Here is a 17,231-nt window from a genome sequence, read left to right on the forward strand (position 1 = left end):
TGTCCTTAAACGGTGATGGCTTCAAACTGGCGCGTGTCGACTTTTGCTTTGTCAAATTCAAACCATGGGTCGGGTTCGCCGTCGAGCGCAAATTGCAAACGTGCCCACAAGGCTTTGCGGCCTGCTTCGTCGTCTAAGATTTTTTTCTTCACGTAGTCCATGCCCACGCGGTTCACGTAGTGCACAGTGCGCTCGAGGTACCAACCTTCTTCGCGGTAGAGCTGCATGAAGGCACCGGTGTACTCCATCACTTCTTCGGAGGTTTTTACCTTCACAAAGAACTCAGCCACTTCGGTTTTGATGCCCCCGTTGCCGGCGATGTACATCTCCCAGCCGCTGTCCACGCCGATGATGCCCACGTCTTTGATGCCTGCTTCTGCGCAGTTGCGCGGGCAGCCCGACACGGCGAACTTCACCTTGTGCGGTGCGTACATGCGCCACATGGCTTTCTCAAGGTCTTTGCCCATTTGCGTGCTGTCTTGCGTGCCCATGCGGCACCACTCGCTGCCCACGCAGGTTTTGACGGTGCGCAAAGCTTTGGCGTAGGCGTGGCCGCACGGCATGCCAATGTCTTTCCACACATTGACCAAGTCTTCTTTCTTCACACCGAGCAAGTCAATGCGTTGACCACCCGTGACCTTGACGGTGGGGATGTTGTATTTGTCCACCACGTCGGCAATGCGGCGCAATTCGTCGGCGGTGGTCTCACCGCCCCACATGCGTGGGATGACGCTGTAAGTGCCATCCTTTTGGATGTTGGCGTGGCTGCGCTCGTTGATGAGGCGGCTTTGCGGGTCGTCCAGCGCTTCTTTGGGCCAGCTGCTCATGCGGTAATAGTTGATGGCAGGGCGGCAAGTGGCGCAGCCTGTTGGGCTCTTCCACTCTAGAAATTGGAACACCGCGTCGCTGGTCAACAGCTTTTGGTCCCGAATCGCATCGCGCACTTCTTGGTGGCTATGGTCGGTGCAGCCGCAGATGGCTTTTTTCTTCGGCGTGGCCGAGTAATCGCCGCCTGCGGTGAACATCAAAATTTGTTCCACCAAGCCCGTGCAGGAACCGCACGAGGCGCTGGCTTTGGTGTGCTTGCGCACTTCGTCCAAGGTGAACAAACCTTTGTCTTTGATGGCTTTGCAAATGGCACCTTTTTTCACGCCGTTGCAACCGCACACCTCGGCATCGTCGGGCATGCTGGCGGCTTTGCTGTGGCCTTCATGGCCCACGTCACCAATGTTCGATTCACCAAACATCAGCTTTTCGCGGATGTCGGCCACGCTGCGGCCATCGCGCAGCAGTTTGAAGTACCAGCTGCCGTCTACGGTGTCGCCGTACAAACAGGCGCCCACCAATTGGTCGTTGCGGATGACGAGTTTTTTGTACACGCCTTCGTGCGGGTCGCTCAACACAATCTCTTCAGTGCTGCCGTCATCGCTTCCCATGAAGTCGCCCGCGCTGAACAAATCAATGCCGGTGACTTTGAGCTTGGTCGAGGTGAGCGAGCCGGTGTAGCGGCCAATGCCGAACTCAGCCAAATGGTTGGCCAACACTTTGCCTTGTTCAAACAAAGGTGCCACCAAACCATAGGCAATGCCACGGTGCGCCGCGCATTCGCCCACGGCATAAATGCGTGGGTCGGTCACGGTTTGCAGCGTGTCGCTGACCACAATGCCGCGTTCGCAATGCAGGTGCATTTTTTCGGCCAACGCCGTGTTGGGGCGAATGCCCACGGCCATCACCACCAACTCGGCGGGCACATGCGAGCCGTCTTTGAACAAGACCGATGCCACACGGCCGTTTTTGTCGGCTTGCAATTCTTGGGTGTGTGCCTGCATGCGGAACTGCATGCCGCGCTCTTCGAGCGAGCGTTGCAACAAGCCGCCTGCCACTTTGTCGAGCTGACGCTCCATCAGCCATTCACCGACGTGCACCACGGTCACGCTCATGCCGCGTTTCATCAAACCGTTGGCTGCTTCGAGGCCGAGCAAACCGCCGCCAATCACCACCGCGTGTTTGTATGTCGTGGCCGCATCAATCATGGCCTGTGTGTCGGCAATGTCGCGGTAGGCCAACACGCCGTCTAATTCACGGCCCGGCACGGGCAGCATGAAGGGGTTGGAGCCGGTGGCCAAAATCAAGCGGTCATACGGCGCGCTCTTGACTTCGCCTGCGGCGTTGGTGGCGTGAACGATGCGTTTGACACGGTCCACCTCAGTCACCGTCCAACTGGTGTGCAGGGTGATGTGGTTGTCGCTGTACCAATCGAGTGGGTTGAGGATGATTTCATCCAAGGTTTGCTCACCCGCTAGCACGGGAGATAGCAAGATGCGGTTGTAGTTGGGGTGCGGTTCTGAGCCGAAGACGGTGATGTCGTACAGGTCAGGCGTGAGCTTGATGAGCTCTTCCAAGGTGCGCACACCGGCCATGCCGTTGCCCACCATCACGAGTTTGAGTTTGTGACTCATGTTCAGCTCCTCAGTGTTTTTCCACGTGCGCTTGGCGCGTGTACAAAAAGTCAATCACGGCTTTGCGGTAGTGCAAATAGGCAGGGTCGTCGGCCAGCGTCACGCGTGAGCGGGGGCGAGGCAGGTCCACATGCAGCACTTCGCCGATGGTGGCGGCGGGGCCATTGGTCATCATCACAATCTTGTCGGACAGCAACACGGCTTCGTCCACATCGTGCGTCACCATCACCACCGTGCTTTGCGTGTTGGCCACGATGGCCAGCAACTCGTCTTGCAGCTTGGCGCGTGTCAATGCATCCAAGGCGCCAAAGGGTTCGTCCATCAACAGCACTTGCGGCTCCATCGCCAAGGCGCGGGCAATGCCCACGCGTTGCTTCATGCCACCCGAAATTTCGCCAGGGCGCTTTTGAGCGGCGTGGCTCAAGCCCACCATGTCGAGTGCCGCGTGGGTGCGTGCGGTGAGCTGGGCTTTGTCTTCTTTGGGCTTGCCGTCCACGATGCCGGTTTGGCCGAACACGCGTTCCACGCCGAGGTAAACGTTTTCAAAGCAAGTGAGCCAAGGCAAGAGCGAGTGGTTTTGAAACACCACCGCACGCTCGGGGCCTGGGCCTGCGATTTCGCGGTTGGCGCAAATCAAGGTGCCTTGCGTGGGTGTGGTCAAACCTGCAATGAGGTTGAGCAAGGTGGACTTGCCGCAACCCGAGTGGCCGATGAGAGCGACGAACTCGCCTTTGCCCACGGTCAGGTCAATGTCGCGCAAGGCGGGGAAGTCGCCTTTGGCGGTGCGAAAGGTTTGGGCCACGCCCTGAATTTGCAAATACTTGGTGGTCAACGATGCGTTCATGACTGCACCTCCTCAAAGGTGAATGCGGTGGCGAGTTTGATGAGGGCGTACTCCAACACCAAGCCCACGATGCCAATCACGAAGATGGCGATGATGATGTTTTTCACATTCAGGTTGTTCCATTCGTCCCACACCCAAAAGCCAATTCCCACGCCACCGGTCAGCATCTCAGCCGCGACGATGACCAACCACGCTGTGCCTACGGCCAAGCGCACGCCGGTCAACATGTAGGGCAACACCGCAGGGAACAAAATCTTGCTGACGATCTTCCATTCCGAGAGGTTGAGCACACGCGCCACGTTCATGTAGTCTTGCGGCACACGTTGCACACCGACGGCGGTGTTGATGACCATGGGCCAAATGGAGCAGATGAAGATGGTCCAAATGGCCGCAGGGTTGGCGCCTTTGAACACCAACAAACCAATGGGCAACCAAGCCAAGGGCGATACAGGGCGCAACAAGCTGATGAGCGGGTTGAACATGCGCGACAAGAACTCGAAGCGTCCAATCAGAAAGCCCAAAGGAATGCCCACCAACGCGGCCAAACCAAAACCCAGTGCCACGCGCTTGAGAGAACTCCACACGTTCCAGCCCACGCCTTGGTCGTTGGGGCCGTTGCTGTAGAACGGGTTGCTGAACACATCCACGGCTTGCCAGAAGGTGTCGGTTGGGTTGGGAAAGTTGTTGGTGCTGGTGACAGACACCAGCGACCAAATGCCCACCAGCAGTGCCAAGCCCATGAAGGGCGGCACCACGCGTGACAACAGGTGTTTCAAATGCATGAGATGTGTCCTTGTGCGAGAGCGTTCGTGGGTGCTTTAAGCGTGAACTTTGAAGCTGTCGGCGTATTTCTTCGGGTCTTTGCCGTCCCACACCACGCCGTCCATCAATTTGCTGGTGCGCATCACGTCTTTAGGCACTGGCGTTTTGCTGGCCGCAGCGGCTTGTTTGAAGATGTCGATTTGGTTGATCTCTTTGGCCACTTTCAAATAATCAGGGTGGTCTTTGAGCAAGCCCCAACGCTTGTGCTGTGTGAGGAACCACATGCCGTCTGAGAGGTAAGGGAAGTTGGCAGTGCCGTCGTTGAAGAACTTCATGTGGTTGGGGTCGTCCCAGGTTTTGCCCAAACCGTTTTGGTAGCGGCCCAAGATGCGTTGGTTGATCACATCCACGCTGGTGTTCACATAAGCTTTGTCGGCGATGGTTTCGGCCATCTTCATTTTGTTTTGCAAGCCTGCGTCAATCCACTTGCCCGCTTCCAAAATCGCGGCGGTCACAGCGCGTGCAGTGTTGGGGTATTTCTTGACGAAGTCACCCGTGGTGCCCAGCACTTTTTCAGGGTGGTCACGCCAAATGTCTTGGGTGGTTGCGGCGGTGATGCCAATGCCATCGGCAATCGCGCGGTGGCCCCAAGGCTCGCCCACGCAGTAGCCGTCCATGTTGCCAACGCGCATGTTGGCCACCATTTGAGGCGGCGGCACCGTGATGACCTTGGCGTCTTTGAGTGGGTTCACGCCTACGCTGGCCAACCAGTAATACAGCCACATGGCGTGTGTGCCGGTGGGGAAGGTTTGTGCAAAGGTGTATTCGCGTTTGTCGGTGGCCATCAACTTGGCGAGGCTAGCGGCATCGACTGCACCTTTGTCGGCGAGCTTTTTGGACAGCGTGATGGCTTGGCCGTTTTGGTTCAAGTTCATCAGTACGGCCATGTCTTTCTTCGGGCCAGCGGTGCCCATGTGTACGCCGTAAATCAAACCATACAAAGCGTGGGCAAAGTCGAGCTCGCCGTTGACCAACTTGTCGCGCACACCCGCCCAGCTGGACTCTTTGGTGGGAATGATCTTGACGCCGTATTTTTTGTCGATGCCCAATACCGAGGCCATGACGACGCTTGCGCAATCGGTGAGGGGAATGAAGCCAATGCGCACTTCTTCTTTTTCAGGTTTGTCTGAACCTTGGGCATACACCGCAGCGCGCAACGCAGGGGCGATGGTGAGAGCGCCTGCGGTGGCGGCTTGCAAAATGTTGCGGCGGCTCATGGGGGTCTCCAAAAGTTTCGTCATGACATCACTCCTAAATAAAAAACGGGGGCAGAAACGACAAAGGCGTCCTCACCACACGCACCTGGGGTGCATGGGTGGGGACGCCTTTGTCCTTGAACCGTCATTGGTTCTTAACGTGAACTGTTTGCAATTGCTGTGCCAGCTGTTCAGGGTTCTCCCGCATGAAAAAACGCCCCATCGCGGAGCGTTTATTTAAAACCGCACCAAGAAGGCGCACCAAATTAGGACAGCAGGTCGGCCATGTCGAGTGTGCGTTGTGCCACGTCGCCCATCTTCAAACCTTTGTCCATCGCCACTTTGCGCAGCTTGGTGAAAGCGTCTTGCTCGCTCAGGCCTTGACGTTCCATCAACAGGGCTTTGGCGCGATCCACCACCGTGCGTTCTTGCAACGCGTTGCGCGCATCGTCGCGCTCATCGCGCAGGCGCTCTTCATATTCGAAGCGTGCCATAGCGACATCCAAGATGGGACGGATGCGGGTGCTCGACAGGCCATCGACGATGTAGGCCGACACGCCCACGGCCACGGCGTCGCGCACATGGGTGGTGTCGTTGTCGTCGGTGAACAGCACGATGGGGCGCCGCGCGTCACGGGTGGCGAACACCACATGCTCTAACGCATCGCGGGCTTCAGACTCGGCGTCCACGATGATGAGGTCGGGTTGCAACTGGCTAATGCGGTCTGCCAAAAACACATCGGCAGGCAGGGTGGCAATCAGGTTGAAGCCGCTTTCTAGCAAGCCAATGCGCAGCGCCCTAGAGCGCTCGGCTTGTGACACGGCGTGTTCATCGCTCGCGTCTTGAATATCCAAGTCGGGCGCGACCACCACGATTTTCAGTGCGGTGGGTGACTTGGGGTGGGGAAACTTGCTTTTCATGCGGGGTGAATGTGGGGATGCCTTTGCCAACTTGCAAGGAATGGGCCAGTTCACGCATAAACAAGAAGGCCCCAGATGCAGATGGCATCTGGGGCCTTTGAAGCGCTAAGTTTCAGATGGGATTACATCTTGCACAAAGGCGATGGTGGAGGTGTCAAAGACGCTGGGTAAGTGTCTTCAATCACTGGGCGCAAGGCGCCGTCTACCATCTTCACGCGGCCTACATAGTTAGGCAGCACCAGTTGGTTGTCAGCCGCACGCATGGTGACTTTGCCGTAGATGGTGTTGAGTTCTGCGCCACGCAAGGCTTTGCTCACGTCTTCTGGCTTCACGCTCTTGGCCAAACGCACGCCATCAAACATGACTTGCGCGCCGTTGTAGGCTTGGCCTTCGGCATCGGTGGGCATGCGGTTGAACTTGGCTTTCCAAGCAGCCACGAACTCTTTGTTGCGTGGGTTGTTCAAGTCTGCGGCATAGCCTGAGTTGCCAGGAACGCCTTCGAGGTTTTTACCGGTGGCGTTGATGATGAAGTTAGAAATCAGCGCGTGGCCAATCAGTGGGGTATTGGGAATGAGGTTGAACTCGCCTGCTTGTTTGACGAAGGCCATCGCATCACGACCTACTTCTGCAACCCAAATGCCATCGACGTTGGCAGCTTTGAGTTGTGCGATGTAGGGTGAGAAGTCTTTGGTGCCCATAGGGACGTACAAAGTCAATGGCACTTTCTTGCCTTGTGCTTCCATGGCTTTCTTGAAAGATTCGCCAGAGTCACGGCCCCACACGTAATCGGCTGCAATCACGGCAAAGGTGTTGCCTTTGATTTTCTTAGCCCACTCATTGATCATTGCGATGTCCATCGCGTCAGAGTGGTTGGTGCGGAAGCTGCGAGGCTTGCAGGTGTCACCGGTCAGTTTGTCTGACTTACTGGCTTGGATGAAGTAAGCCGCATCCCAGCGGTCTAAGTTTTGTGCAATCGCCAAAGAGATGGACGAGGGCACTGCACCGATCAACAGGTTGTGGCCATCACGTGCCATTTTTTCCGCCACACGACGACCTGCGTCTGGTGTGCTTTCGTCGTCGCCTTCTTGGACTTCAACTTTGCGGCCATCCACGCCACCTTTGCTGTTGGCTTCTTCAATGGCGAACTTCACGGCGCGCATGACTTCTTCGCCTTGCTCCGCGAATACGCCAGATTTGGATGACACCAAGCCGACCTTGACCGGTTCTTTGCCTTGCGCCAAGGCGCTCAACGGCAGGGCTGTCACCAGCGCTGCACTTGCTAAAAGTTGATAGATTTTTTTATGTTGCATGCTTGTCTCCTAGGAATGAAGGATTGCCGGAAACGGTCCGACGGCCGTTGGGAACGGTGTGCGATGGCGTTAGACCATGACATGGCTTTCTAAATCTTTGAGGCCTTTAGGCGAGTTGGTCACCACGCCTTGTGCCACCACCGAGCCTTTGGCCATGGCCAAGTAACGGTGCGCCACGCGTGCGACGAGGCTCATGTTCTGTTCAATCAACAACAGCGCCGTGCCTTGGTCAGCCACGCGGTTGAAAATCTCAGCAAGTTGGTCGACGATGACAGGGGCCAAGCCCTCGGTGGGTTCGTCCAACAAAATCAAACTGGGGTTGGCCATCAAGGCGCGACCCACAGCCAGCATCTGTTGTTGACCGCCTGACAACGCGGTGCCTGGGGTGTGGGCACGCTCTTGCAGGATGGGAAAGATCTTGTAAATTTCGGTCACAGACCAAGGCCCTTTGCGACCCACGGCGGCGCCGAGCAACAGGTTTTCTTCCACAGTCAAGTTGGCGATGATGCAGCGACCTTGTGGCACCACCACGATGCCGTGCTGTGCAGCGATGTAAGGGCGTGGCTTGGTGATGTCGTGTTGCGCCAGGCGGATATGACCCTCTTTGAGGTCGGCCAATCCCAAGATGGTGTTGACCACCGTGGTCTTGCCCACGCCGTTGCGACCAATCAAGGCCACGCGTTCGCCCGCGTTCACATGCAAGTTCAGGCCGTGCAAGATGTGCGCAGCGCCGTAATACGCATGCACGTTTTTCAGGTTCAGTAAGGCGCTCATGCTGCACTCCCCAAATAAGCTTCACGCACACGTGGGTCAGCGCGCACGGCTGCCGGTTCGCCACTGGCAATGACACGGCCCAATTCAAAAACAGTCACCACATCCGAGATGCCAAACACCACATCCATGTCGTGTTCGACCAAGAGCACTGACACGTCCCAGCGGGAGGTGAGCGCTTTGAGGTGGTGCGCCAAATCATGTGATTCTTTGACAGACAAACCAGCCATGGGCTCGTCCAGCAGCAACACGCTGGGGCGTCCGACCAAAGCCAACGCCAAATCGAGACGGCGTTGTTCGCCGTAGCCCAAGTCTTCGGCCATCACATCGGCCAGGCGGTCGAGTTCGAGTTCTTTCAACACAGCATCTGCATCGGCGGCTGAGTCGTGCACGCCCATCTTGTGCGAGGCGAGCTCGACTTGTTTGCGAACGGGCATGCCACCAAAAATGCTGGTGCGTTGAAAGCTGCGTGACAAGCCAAGCATGCGGCGTTCGACCACGCCCATCTCGCTGACATTGGTGCCACGCAAAGTGACTTTGCCGCGTGTCAAACGACGGCGACCCGTGATGGCATCGATGACCGTGGACTTGCCGGCACCGTTGGGGCCAATCAAGCCGCGAATTTGGCCTTTTTCCAAAGTGAGGGATACACCGTCGACGGCTTTGACGCCGCCGTAGTGGATGGCCACATCTTCGGCTTGAAGTACATAAGAAGAGGAATTGCTCATAAGGGCTCCGTGTCTGTGTGTCGCTCTGCGCGTTGCTTAATGCGCACCGGCTTTGGCGCGTGACGCCGCGGCGGGTTTGCCGCTCCAGAGCGCTTGCAAGGCACCTGCAATGCCGGTGGGCGAGAACACGATGACGGCAATCAAGGCCACACCAAAAATAGACATCCAGTGGGTGGCGTAGTCGCCCACCACGTCTTTGAAGATGAAATACACCACAGCGCCCAGCGCGGGGCCCCACAGCGCTTTGAAACCTCCCACCACGACCATCATCAAGGCCATGCCTGACAAGCTCCAGTGCAAGTTTTCAGGGGAAACAAAACCCGTGTTCAGGGTGGACAACAAACCTGCCACTGCAGTGACTACAGCCGACAGTGCATAAATGGCCGCACGTGGAATGACGGTGGAGATGCCAATGAAACGTGCGCGTTCTTCGTTGTCACGCACGGCTTCGGTGATGGCACCAAAGCGTGTGTTGAGCAACAAGGTGAGCAGCAGCATGACGATGACCAGCGTCGACCAGCAAATCAAAAACATGGCGGCGGGCTTGAGGATGGCCGATTGGCTGAAGCCAAAAATAGTGGCAGGCCAGTCGACTTGCATGCCGTCTGCGCCACCGGTGATGCCGCGTGCACGCGAGACGGACAAGAAGAACATTTGACCAATCGCCAACGTCAACATGCCAAACGCAATGCCAGGCACACGCACGATGATGAGGCCCACCACAAAAGCAGCGATGCCCACCCCGATCAAGGTGGCTAAGATGGCCCATTCCACGGGCATGATTTGTTGTTGCAGGGTGATGCCAATGGCGTAGCCTGCCACACCAAAGTACAACGCATGGCCAAAACTCACCAGCCCGTTTTGTTTGAGCAGCACGCCGATGCCCAAGGCAAACACGGCATACACCACCGCTTGCGTGAGCAGTGACAGCAGTGTGTTCGAACTCACCACCGTCACTACGCCCACGCCTGCCATCAGGGCGGCGATCGAAAAAAGAATTGCGCGTAAAGGGCTCATACCAAATGTCCTTGTCAATTAGGTGCGGCTGCCAGCAAAACCTGCCGGCTTCCAAATCAAGATGGCGACCATGAACACAAAGGGCAGCAGCACCGATGCGTCAGGCAAATACACCGCGCCAATGGCCTGCACCATGCCCAACAACAACGCCGCAATGAAGGCGCCTGCGAGTGAACCCAAGCCGCCAATCACCACCACCACAAAAGAGTCAATCAACACGTCTGAACTCATGGAGGGTGACAGCGACAAGAAGGGCGCAGCCACCACACCGGCCAAGCCAGCCAACGCGGTGCCTAAACCCACCACACCAGCGCTCAAGGCATCGGTGTTGACGCCTTGCATGGCGGTGGTCACAGGGTTGGTACTGGCGGCACGCACAAACAAACCCACTTTGGAGTAGCGCAGCCATAGGCTCAAGCCCAGCGCCACGGCAGCGCCTATCACGATGACGCCAATGCGGTAGGCGGGCACTGGGGTGCCAAACAAATCCACAGAGAAGTTCAAGGCCTCAGGCGCTGCGACAGACAAATTACTTTTGCCCCACACCGACTGCACCATGTCTTCGATGACGAGCAGCAAGCCGAAGGTGACCAGCACGACGGTGAGAGGTTCGCGGTCTTGTAGCAGGCGAAAACCGTAGCGGTCCAGCAGCACGCCAAAGACGGCCATCAAAGCGGGGGCGACCACCAAAGCGACCCAGAAGTTGCTTTGCAAGGCCACGGTGTAACCCAGGTAAGCGCCCAGCATGTAGAGCGAGCCGTGGGCAAAGTTGACCACACGGCGCAGGCCGTAGATCAAGGCTAGGCCCGAGCACATCACGATGAGCAATGCGCCGTAGACGAGGCCGTTAAAAAGGTTGATGGTCAACATGTGTGTTGTCTCCTGTTAAGCGTGTTCAATGTCGCCAAGTGCCAAGTCGGGTGCGCCCAGCACGCTCCAGCCCCCGTCCACCGCCAAGGTGGCACCCGTGACGTAACTGGCCGCGGACGAGGCTAAAAAGAAAATGGTTTCTGCAATCTCAGCGGGTTCGGCCATGCGCCCCAGTGGTGTGCGCTGTGCAATGGCGCTGGCGTTGATGGCGCCTTTGTCGGCCAAGCTGGCAACCAATGCGGTGGCCACATAACCGGGGGCGACCGCATTCACGCGAATGCCTTGGCGTGCCCATTCGGTGGCGAGTGCGCGTGTCATGCCCAGCACGCCAGCCTTGGCTGCGCAATATGCGTTGCGTCCTGGAATACCGCCCGTGCTGGCGATTGAGCCGATGTTGACGATGGCACCGCGATTGCCTTTGGCATCGCGGCCTTGTGTTTGCATGTGACCGAGCGCGGCTTGCGTCATCAAAAACACACCACGCAAATGCACCGACAGCACGCGGTCAAACGCCTGGGCGGTTTGTTGCAGGGTGGGGGCAGTTTGGTCGCCAATGCCCGCGTTGTTGACCAAGGCATCCAAGCGACCCAGTTGTGCCACGGTGTGTGTGATGGCCGCCGAGGCTTGGGCTTCATCGGTGACATCACAGGCCACGCCCACGTGCTGTGGTCCCAAGGTCTGTGCACGTTCTTTGGCTTTGTGGCCATCCATGTCCAGTAAGGCCACACGCCAGCCACGCCCTGAAAACAGCTGCGCCGTGGCCCAGCCAATGCCATCGGCTGCGCCAGTGATGGCGACAACATGGGTAGTCAGTGAGGCGGCTTTTGGGTTCATGGGTTGGTTTGTAAATACGTCAATGTATTGACGTTTATTATCTGAAGTTGTTTTGGCGGTGTCAGTTGATTTATCCAATAAATCACTATCGTTTTCCCTAGCGAGTTTTGACTTTTTAAGTCAATACATTGATTTAAATTTGCCAAGCTGGCATTGGCGCCGCTTTGATGAGTCGTGTTTCTTGGGCGGTGATCAAGTGCCCCGATGCAGCCAAATACGCAGCAAAGTCTGGATGGCTGTCACGCGCTTTGCAGCGGCGTTCGTAGTCGGCCAAATCGTCGTAAGCCCATAGATGAACGAATTGGTTTTGTGGCCCCACCAAGCTGGTGTAAAAACCCACGGGATGCCCCAAGGTTTCCATCAAGATGGGCATGGCCAATCGGTTGAAGACTTCCAAGAATTCCGGCATCTTGCGCAAGGCAATGGTGTAGATGCGGTGGTCAATGAGCGGTTTGTTCAAGTGGTTCATGCCTTCGCTCCTGCTTGGTCGGCGATGTGGTTGCCCGTGACAAATCCAAACGTCATGTTGGGGCCGTGTGTGATACCGGCAGCAGGGTAGTTGCCTCCCATGATGCTGGCGCGGTCATTGCCTACGGCATACAAACCACCAATGGCAGAACCATCGTCTTTGAGCACTTCGCCTGCCACGCTGGTTTGAATCCCATCAAAAGTACCCAAGTCGCCCATGATGACTTTTACCGCATAGAACGGCCCGGTTTGAACGGGTGCCACACAAGGGTTGGGTTTGTTTTCGGGGTCGGCCAAATAGCGGTTGAAGGTGGTGGTGCCACGACCAAATGTGGGGTCATTGCCTTTGACGGCATCGACGTTGTAATCGCGCACGGTTTGCTCCAAGCCTGCGGGGTCGATGCCTGCTTTGTGGGCCAGCTCTGCCAAGGTGTTGCCTTGGATGAGGTAGCCGTTGCGCAGGAAGCGACCAATGGGCATGGGGGCAGGTTTGACAAACCCGATGCCGTATTTGCCGAGGGTGGTCTTGTCACACACCAGCCACATGGCGGTGTCTTTTTGACCGTTGCAGGCTTGAATCAAATCAGCGCCCACATCATGGTACGAATTGCTTTCGTTGGTGAAGCGCTTGCCGTTTTTCAGCACGCCGATGATGCCGGGTTTGTAGCGATCCAGTAGGTGCGGAAACACGCCGAACTCGCCATTGGCATAAGGTACATACGACACGGGCATCCAAGCCGCTGCGTCTTTGAAGCGAATCTCCACTTTGCCGCCCACAGCTTCGGCCATGTTCAAACCATCGCCAGTGTTGCTGGTGGGAGTGGGGGATAAATGTTCACCGCCACGTTGCAGGTGTGGATAGGCTTTGGTGATGCGTTTGACATCGTGCGGAAATCCACCACAGGCCAGCACCACACCATGGCGTGCGGTGATGACTCGCTCACCGCCTTCTCCACCTGCTCGCACGCCTGTGGCGTGGTCGTTCTTCATCACAATTTCTTTGACGGGGCTGCTGGTCAAAATGGGGATGTTCAAGTCGAGTGCTGACTTGGCCAAGCGTGCGGCCAAAGCGTTACCACTGGTGACGTTGATGCCGCGTTGGTACAACGCCAATTCTTTGATGTGGGTGACCAAGCGCTTGGCCACATAGATGAACGAGGTCAGTGACTTGGTAGCTTGAAAGAAATGTTTCAAATCTGCATTGGATGAGTTGAACATCATGCCGATGAAGGTGATGGTTTTGAGTGGCGGCTTCAAGCGTGGCATGTCTTTGCCCAAGCCACGAATGTCAAAAGGCGCGGCCAAGATGGATCGGCCAATGTCCACGCCGCCTGCCACTGTTGGGTGGTAATCGGGGTACATGGTGGGCACGAATTTCATTTCGGTTTCGCGCTCGAAAAATTCCACCATCTTGGGGCCGTTCTCGATGAAGGCGTCCACAGCAGCTGCGTCAAAGTAGCTGCCGGTTTCTTGCATCATGTAGGTGCGCACAGCGTCGCGGGTGTCGTCAGGGTTTTGTTTGCGGCCATGTTGATTCAGTGGAATCCACAACACGCCGCCTGACAGTGCGGTCGTGCCACCAAAGACGGGCTCTTTTTCGAGCACCACCACATCTAGGCCACGTTTCTTGGCTGTGATGGCCGCAGACAAACCTGCTGCGCCTGAGCCCACCACCACCACATCGCATTCAAAGTTTTGAGACATTGCGTTCTCCTGTTGTTCAGTTTTTCACGGTGTTGTTAAAGCCGGAGCGCGGCACCATGTCCATCAACATCGAGGACATGCCGCCATCCACCACCAACTCGGCGGCATTCACATACGCAGCGCGTGGGCTGGCTAAGAAAGCGGCCACATCGGCGATGTCTTGTGGTTCGCCCACGCGGCGGCTGGCAGTCACGGCAGCGCGCTGGGCTTCAAAGCCAGGCTCTTCGTAAAACTTGGCGGACAGTGGGGTGCGAATCATGCCGGGACAAATGGCGTTGCTGCGCACGCCTTGCGGTCCCCATTCCACCGCCATTTGTCGAGACATCAAAAGCACCCCAGCTTTGCTAGCGCTGTAGGCGCCGCTGCTGGTTTGGGGGAATAAGCTGGCGATGGATGCGATGTGCACCAAAGCACCTACGCCTGCTTGGCGCATGGGTTTGGCAAAGGTGCGTGCGCACAGCAAGTAGCCGGTGAGGTTGACGTTGAGCACGTGGTTCCAGTCGTCCACGCTCACCTCGTCCAAGCTGCCCGAGCGCAACAGCCCTGCGTTGTTGATGAAGGCGTAGCACGTGCCCAGCTCGTCGGCCACGCGTTCGGCAGCTGCTTTGATTTGAGGTTCTTGTGTGGTGTCGCAGGCAATCGAGATGGCGGTAGCGCCTTGTGCAGTGAGCTTGGCGGCCATGGCTTGTGAGCCTTCGGTGTTGCGGTCCAGCAAGGCCACCTTGGCGCCTGCATCGGCCAGTGCTTGTGCAATGCCTGCGCCAATACCGCTGGCTGCGCCTGTCACCACGCACACACGCTCTTGTAATCCCAGCCAATGTTGTTGTTTGTTCATCGTCAGCACCTTTTGAAGTGCAGGTAGTTTGTGTGGGCTGGTATTTTTTTAATTTGACGAATCCTGCAGTCACTAGGACAATTCATGCATAAACGCCTAGGAGTAACCCTGATGAAAAGCTCAATTCCACGTTATGACTTGTATGGTGACCAGCAGCAAAGCGGCTGGACTAACTCATTCCAGTTTGAGTGGATACCTGTGCGCTCATCCCCTTACAACTATGACATTCGCCCACACACGCATGATGCGTTCATTCAAATTTTGTACCTCATACAAGGTGAAGGCGAGGTGTTGATCAACGATGCGCGTTACCACGTGAACAGTCCGGCATTGATTTTGGTACCAGCCCAAAACGTGCATGCGTTTCGCTTCAGTCCCAGCATCGATGGGCCGGTGGTGACGGCCTCGCAAAAATCATTGGAGTCGATGGCAGCGGTGGTGATGCCGGAATTGGTGTCGGTGTTGCGCAAGCCTGCGGTGTTGCAACTGGATGAGTCCAGCCGCCATGCCGAGGCGTTAATGCCTTTGTTTTTAGGCATTGAGCGTGAATGGCGTGTGCATGCCGTGGGGCAGGTGGCTGCAGGTATGTCGCTGGTGATGGCTTTGTTGGTGCAAGTGGCACGCTTGAGCAATGTGTTGGAGCCAACGCCCATGGCGCACAACTCGCGCAAGGCGCAACAAATTGAAAAATTCCGTGCGCTGGTGGATGTGCATTTCCGCGAGCGTCGTCCGATTGACGACTATGCGAATGAAATGGGTTTGACGGCAGGACACCTCACGCGTTTGTGTCGTGAGGTGTTGAATGTGTCCAGCCAAGATGTGGTGAACGCGCGCATCTTGCACGAGGCGCAGCGAGAGTTGGTGTACTCCACCGATGGCATCAAGCAAATCGCCAATTTGGTGGGCTTTGTTGATGAGGCTTACTTCACGCGTTTTTTCCGAAAGCACACAGGACTCACGCCTTCTGAGTTTCGTGGCCGCGCCTTGGCGTCCATGCATGCCAAGGTGACCTGAGGCTTATTCCTCTTCGTTGTTGGGGTCGACGGACTGGTCAATTTTTTCCATGTTGTCGAGCAGCTTCATCAGGTAATGCAGGGTGTGGGTGAGGTCGCCCGTCGAGAAGTCGGTCAACGCTGCCTCGTAGTACGCGCGAATTTTGGGTTGTGCATCTTTCTCCCAAATCTTGCGCCCATGCTTAGTCATGGTCACGCGCTTGGCGCGTCGGTCTCGGGTGTCGGCCTGCAGTTCGATGTGGCCATCGCGCTCCATGCGTCCAATTTGTCCAGAGAGGTTTTGGCGGCTCACCTTCAAGTAGCGCGCCAAATCGCCCACGCTCATGCCGCCTTCGGCATCGGTGCGTGAGAGGGCGCCCAGCACCGCCCACTGTTGCGTGGTGAGGCCTTCCTTTTCCACAGCGCGGGTGCCTGTTTTGTGCAACATGTTGGCGCATTGATACAGGCGAAAGAACAACCTATTGGCCAATTCCAATCGTGCGGAGTCGCTGTTTTCTTTAGGGTAAACCATGGTGTTTTGCTGGAAAAAATGCTTGCGAAGGTGTTCGTGATTCACGTAATATACGTAAACACATTGACATAAATGCAGAATTTAAAACTGCATGATGTTGATGCAAAGCATAACAACCTTGCCAACATGGAGCACAGCATGCACAAATTGAAAGACAAAACCGTCATCGTCACCGGAGGTGCCGGTGGCATTGGTGGCGCCACTTGCCGCCGATTCGCCGCCGAAGGCGCGAAGGTCGCGGTATTCGATATGAATTTGGAAGCTGCTCAAAAAGTCGCCGATGGCATCAAGGCCTCGGGTGGCAACGCTGTGGCCTTCAAGTGCGACATCACCGACCGTGCGGCAGTGGATGCAGCGGTGACTGCGACCATCGCTCAACTCGGGTCCATCGACGTGTTGGTGAACAACGCGGGTTGGGATGTGTTCAAGCCTTTCGTGAAAACAGTGCCCGATGAGTGGAGCAAGCTGATTGCCATCAACTTGACCGGCGCTTTGCACATGTTGCACGCTGTGTTGCCTGGCATGGTCGAGCGCAACGCGGGCCGCATTGTGAACATCGCTTCTGATGCTGCACGTGGCGGCTCCTCTGGCGAAGCGGTGTACTCCGCTTGCAAAGGTGGCTTGGTGGCCTTGTCTAAAACATTGGCACGCGAACATGCACGCCACAACATCACGGTCAACGTGGTGTGCCCTGGTCCGACAGACACCGCTTTGTTGGCAGGTGTGGCCGAAGGCGCACGCGATCCCGCGAAGTTGATCGAAGCCTTCCGCAGTGCGATTCCCTTGGGTCGTTTGGGTCAGCCCGACGACTTGGCCAGCGCGATTGCTTTCTTTGGCAGCGACGACGCTTCCTTCATCACCGGTCAAGTCATCAGCGTGTCTGGTGGTTTGACCATGCACGGTTAATTTCTAGCATTCCTACCTATTTG

The 17,231-nt window shown here is 56.7% G+C and carries 17 protein-coding genes; 2 read left to right on the top strand and 15 right to left on the bottom strand.

The features are described from left to right. Nucleotides 1-5: 5 nt before the first annotated feature. From nirB to C5F52_RS15605, 14 genes are all read right to left on the bottom strand, one after another. Nucleotides 6-2,459 carry a nitrite reductase large subunit NirB gene (nirB, locus tag C5F52_RS15540; protein ID WP_104799348.1) on the bottom strand — a complete coding sequence of 818 codons (2,454 nt, stop codon included), beginning with the start codon at nucleotides 2,457-2,459 and terminating at the stop codon, nucleotides 6-8. Between the two features lie 10 nt (nucleotides 2,460-2,469). Continuing rightward, nucleotides 2,470-3,303, bottom strand: a complete 834-nt coding sequence (locus tag C5F52_RS15545) for an ABC transporter ATP-binding protein (RefSeq protein ID WP_104799271.1) — start codon at nucleotides 3,301-3,303, stop codon at nucleotides 2,470-2,472. Continuing rightward, complete coding sequence (gene ntrB / locus C5F52_RS15550; RefSeq protein ID WP_104799272.1) at nucleotides 3,300-4,085, bottom strand: nitrate ABC transporter permease; 786 nt, start codon at nucleotides 4,083-4,085, stop codon at nucleotides 3,300-3,302. Before ntrB ends, C5F52_RS15545 begins: the two co-directional genes overlap by 4 nt. A 36-nt stretch (nucleotides 4,086-4,121) precedes the next feature. Beyond that, the gene (locus tag C5F52_RS15555) at nucleotides 4,122-5,366 is read right to left on the bottom strand and encodes a CmpA/NrtA family ABC transporter substrate-binding protein (RefSeq protein WP_104799273.1); all 1,245 of its coding nucleotides are present in this window, start codon (nucleotides 5,364-5,366) and stop codon (nucleotides 4,122-4,124) included. A gap of 221 nt (nucleotides 5,367-5,587) precedes the next feature. Next, nucleotides 5,588-6,241: an ANTAR domain-containing response regulator gene (locus C5F52_RS15560; protein WP_104799274.1), complete on the bottom strand. Its 654-nt coding sequence runs from the start codon at nucleotides 6,239-6,241 to the stop codon at nucleotides 5,588-5,590. Nucleotides 6,242-6,363: 122 nt separating this feature from the next. After that, nucleotides 6,364-7,551 carry an ABC transporter substrate-binding protein gene (locus tag C5F52_RS15565; RefSeq protein WP_104799275.1) on the bottom strand — a complete coding sequence of 396 codons (1,188 nt, stop codon included), beginning with the start codon at nucleotides 7,549-7,551 and terminating at the stop codon, nucleotides 6,364-6,366. 69 nt (nucleotides 7,552-7,620) lie between these two features. Then, the gene (locus C5F52_RS15570; protein WP_104799276.1) at nucleotides 7,621-8,325 is read right to left on the bottom strand and encodes an ABC transporter ATP-binding protein; all 705 of its coding nucleotides are present in this window, start codon (nucleotides 8,323-8,325) and stop codon (nucleotides 7,621-7,623) included. Further along, a complete protein-coding gene (locus C5F52_RS15575) occupies nucleotides 8,322-9,050 on the bottom strand; it encodes an ABC transporter ATP-binding protein (RefSeq protein WP_104799277.1) in 729 nt (242 codons plus the stop codon). Before C5F52_RS15575 ends, C5F52_RS15570 begins: the two co-directional genes overlap by 4 nt. A 36-nt stretch (nucleotides 9,051-9,086) precedes the next feature. After that, nucleotides 9,087-10,067: a branched-chain amino acid ABC transporter permease gene (locus C5F52_RS15580; protein WP_104799278.1), complete on the bottom strand. Its 981-nt coding sequence runs from the start codon at nucleotides 10,065-10,067 to the stop codon at nucleotides 9,087-9,089. Nucleotides 10,068-10,085: 18 nt separating this feature from the next. Further along, entirely contained in the window at nucleotides 10,086-10,937 is an 852-nt protein-coding gene (locus C5F52_RS15585) for a branched-chain amino acid ABC transporter permease (RefSeq protein ID WP_104799279.1), read from the bottom strand. Between the two features lie 15 nt (nucleotides 10,938-10,952). Beyond that, on the bottom strand, nucleotides 10,953-11,771 hold the full coding sequence (locus C5F52_RS15590) for an SDR family NAD(P)-dependent oxidoreductase (RefSeq protein ID WP_104799280.1): 819 nt from the start codon (nucleotides 11,769-11,771) through the stop codon (nucleotides 10,953-10,955). Between the two features lie 133 nt (nucleotides 11,772-11,904). Further along, nucleotides 11,905-12,240: an NIPSNAP family protein gene (locus tag C5F52_RS15595; RefSeq protein WP_104799281.1), complete on the bottom strand. Its 336-nt coding sequence runs from the start codon at nucleotides 12,238-12,240 to the stop codon at nucleotides 11,905-11,907. Further along, nucleotides 12,237-13,943, bottom strand: coding sequence for an FAD-dependent oxidoreductase (locus C5F52_RS15600; RefSeq protein WP_104799282.1), 1,707 nt, complete (start codon nucleotides 13,941-13,943; stop codon nucleotides 12,237-12,239). Before C5F52_RS15600 ends, C5F52_RS15595 begins: the two co-directional genes overlap by 4 nt. 16 nt (nucleotides 13,944-13,959) lie before the next feature. Continuing rightward, the gene (locus C5F52_RS15605; RefSeq protein WP_104799283.1) at nucleotides 13,960-14,778 is read right to left on the bottom strand and encodes an SDR family NAD(P)-dependent oxidoreductase; all 819 of its coding nucleotides are present in this window, start codon (nucleotides 14,776-14,778) and stop codon (nucleotides 13,960-13,962) included. Nucleotides 14,779-14,889: 111 nt separating this feature from the next. Between C5F52_RS15605 and C5F52_RS15610 the strand changes: the two genes are divergently transcribed. Continuing rightward, the gene (locus C5F52_RS15610; RefSeq protein WP_104799284.1) at nucleotides 14,890-15,792 is read left to right on the top strand and encodes a helix-turn-helix domain-containing protein; all 903 of its coding nucleotides are present in this window, start codon (nucleotides 14,890-14,892) and stop codon (nucleotides 15,790-15,792) included. 3 nt (nucleotides 15,793-15,795) lie between these two features. Here the strand turns inward: C5F52_RS15610 and C5F52_RS15615 are convergent, their stop codons facing one another. Continuing rightward, on the bottom strand, nucleotides 15,796-16,302 hold the full coding sequence (locus C5F52_RS15615; protein ID WP_104799349.1) for a MarR family winged helix-turn-helix transcriptional regulator: 507 nt from the start codon (nucleotides 16,300-16,302) through the stop codon (nucleotides 15,796-15,798). A gap of 138 nt (nucleotides 16,303-16,440) precedes the next feature. Between C5F52_RS15615 and badH the strand changes: the two genes are divergently transcribed. Next, nucleotides 16,441-17,208 carry a 2-hydroxycyclohexanecarboxyl-CoA dehydrogenase gene (gene badH / locus C5F52_RS15620; RefSeq protein WP_104799350.1) on the top strand — a complete coding sequence of 256 codons (768 nt, stop codon included), beginning with the start codon at nucleotides 16,441-16,443 and terminating at the stop codon, nucleotides 17,206-17,208. Nucleotides 17,209-17,231: the final 23 nt, after the last annotated feature.

The sequence above is a fragment of the Limnohabitans sp. TS-CS-82 genome, assembly GCF_002943475.1.

Excerpts from the sequence above, each read along its gene's own strand:
- nirB (WP_104799348.1), bottom strand. The coding sequence starts at position 2,459 with ATGAGTCACAAACTCAAACTCGTGATGGTGGGCAACGGCATGGCCGGT.
- C5F52_RS15545 (WP_104799271.1), bottom strand. The coding sequence starts at position 3,303 with ATGAACGCATCGTTGACCACCAAGTATTTGCAAATTCAGGGCGTGGCC.
- ntrB (WP_104799272.1), bottom strand. The coding sequence starts at position 4,085 with ATGCATTTGAAACACCTGTTGTCACGCGTGGTGCCGCCCTTCATGGGC.
- C5F52_RS15555 (WP_104799273.1), bottom strand. The coding sequence starts at position 5,366 with ATGACGAAACTTTTGGAGACCCCCATGAGCCGCCGCAACATTTTGCAA.
- C5F52_RS15560 (WP_104799274.1), bottom strand. The coding sequence starts at position 6,241 with ATGAAAAGCAAGTTTCCCCACCCCAAGTCACCCACCGCACTGAAAATC.
- C5F52_RS15565 (WP_104799275.1), bottom strand. The coding sequence starts at position 7,551 with ATGCAACATAAAAAAATCTATCAACTTTTAGCAAGTGCAGCGCTGGTG.
- C5F52_RS15570 (WP_104799276.1), bottom strand. The coding sequence starts at position 8,325 with ATGAGCGCCTTACTGAACCTGAAAAACGTGCATGCGTATTACGGCGCT.
- C5F52_RS15575 (WP_104799277.1), bottom strand. The coding sequence starts at position 9,050 with ATGAGCAATTCCTCTTCTTATGTACTTCAAGCCGAAGATGTGGCCATC.
- C5F52_RS15580 (WP_104799278.1), bottom strand. The coding sequence starts at position 10,067 with ATGAGCCCTTTACGCGCAATTCTTTTTTCGATCGCCGCCCTGATGGCA.
- C5F52_RS15585 (WP_104799279.1), bottom strand. The coding sequence starts at position 10,937 with ATGTTGACCATCAACCTTTTTAACGGCCTCGTCTACGGCGCATTGCTC.
- C5F52_RS15590 (WP_104799280.1), bottom strand. The coding sequence starts at position 11,771 with ATGAACCCAAAAGCCGCCTCACTGACTACCCATGTTGTCGCCATCACT.
- C5F52_RS15595 (WP_104799281.1), bottom strand. The coding sequence starts at position 12,240 with ATGAACCACTTGAACAAACCGCTCATTGACCACCGCATCTACACCATT.
- C5F52_RS15600 (WP_104799282.1), bottom strand. The coding sequence starts at position 13,943 with ATGTCTCAAAACTTTGAATGCGATGTGGTGGTGGTGGGCTCAGGCGCA.
- C5F52_RS15605 (WP_104799283.1), bottom strand. The coding sequence starts at position 14,778 with ATGAACAAACAACAACATTGGCTGGGATTACAAGAGCGTGTGTGCGTG.
- C5F52_RS15610 (WP_104799284.1), top strand. The coding sequence starts at position 14,890 with ATGAAAAGCTCAATTCCACGTTATGACTTGTATGGTGACCAGCAGCAA.
- C5F52_RS15615 (WP_104799349.1), bottom strand. The coding sequence starts at position 16,302 with ATGGTTTACCCTAAAGAAAACAGCGACTCCGCACGATTGGAATTGGCC.
- badH (WP_104799350.1), top strand. The coding sequence starts at position 16,441 with ATGCACAAATTGAAAGACAAAACCGTCATCGTCACCGGAGGTGCCGGT.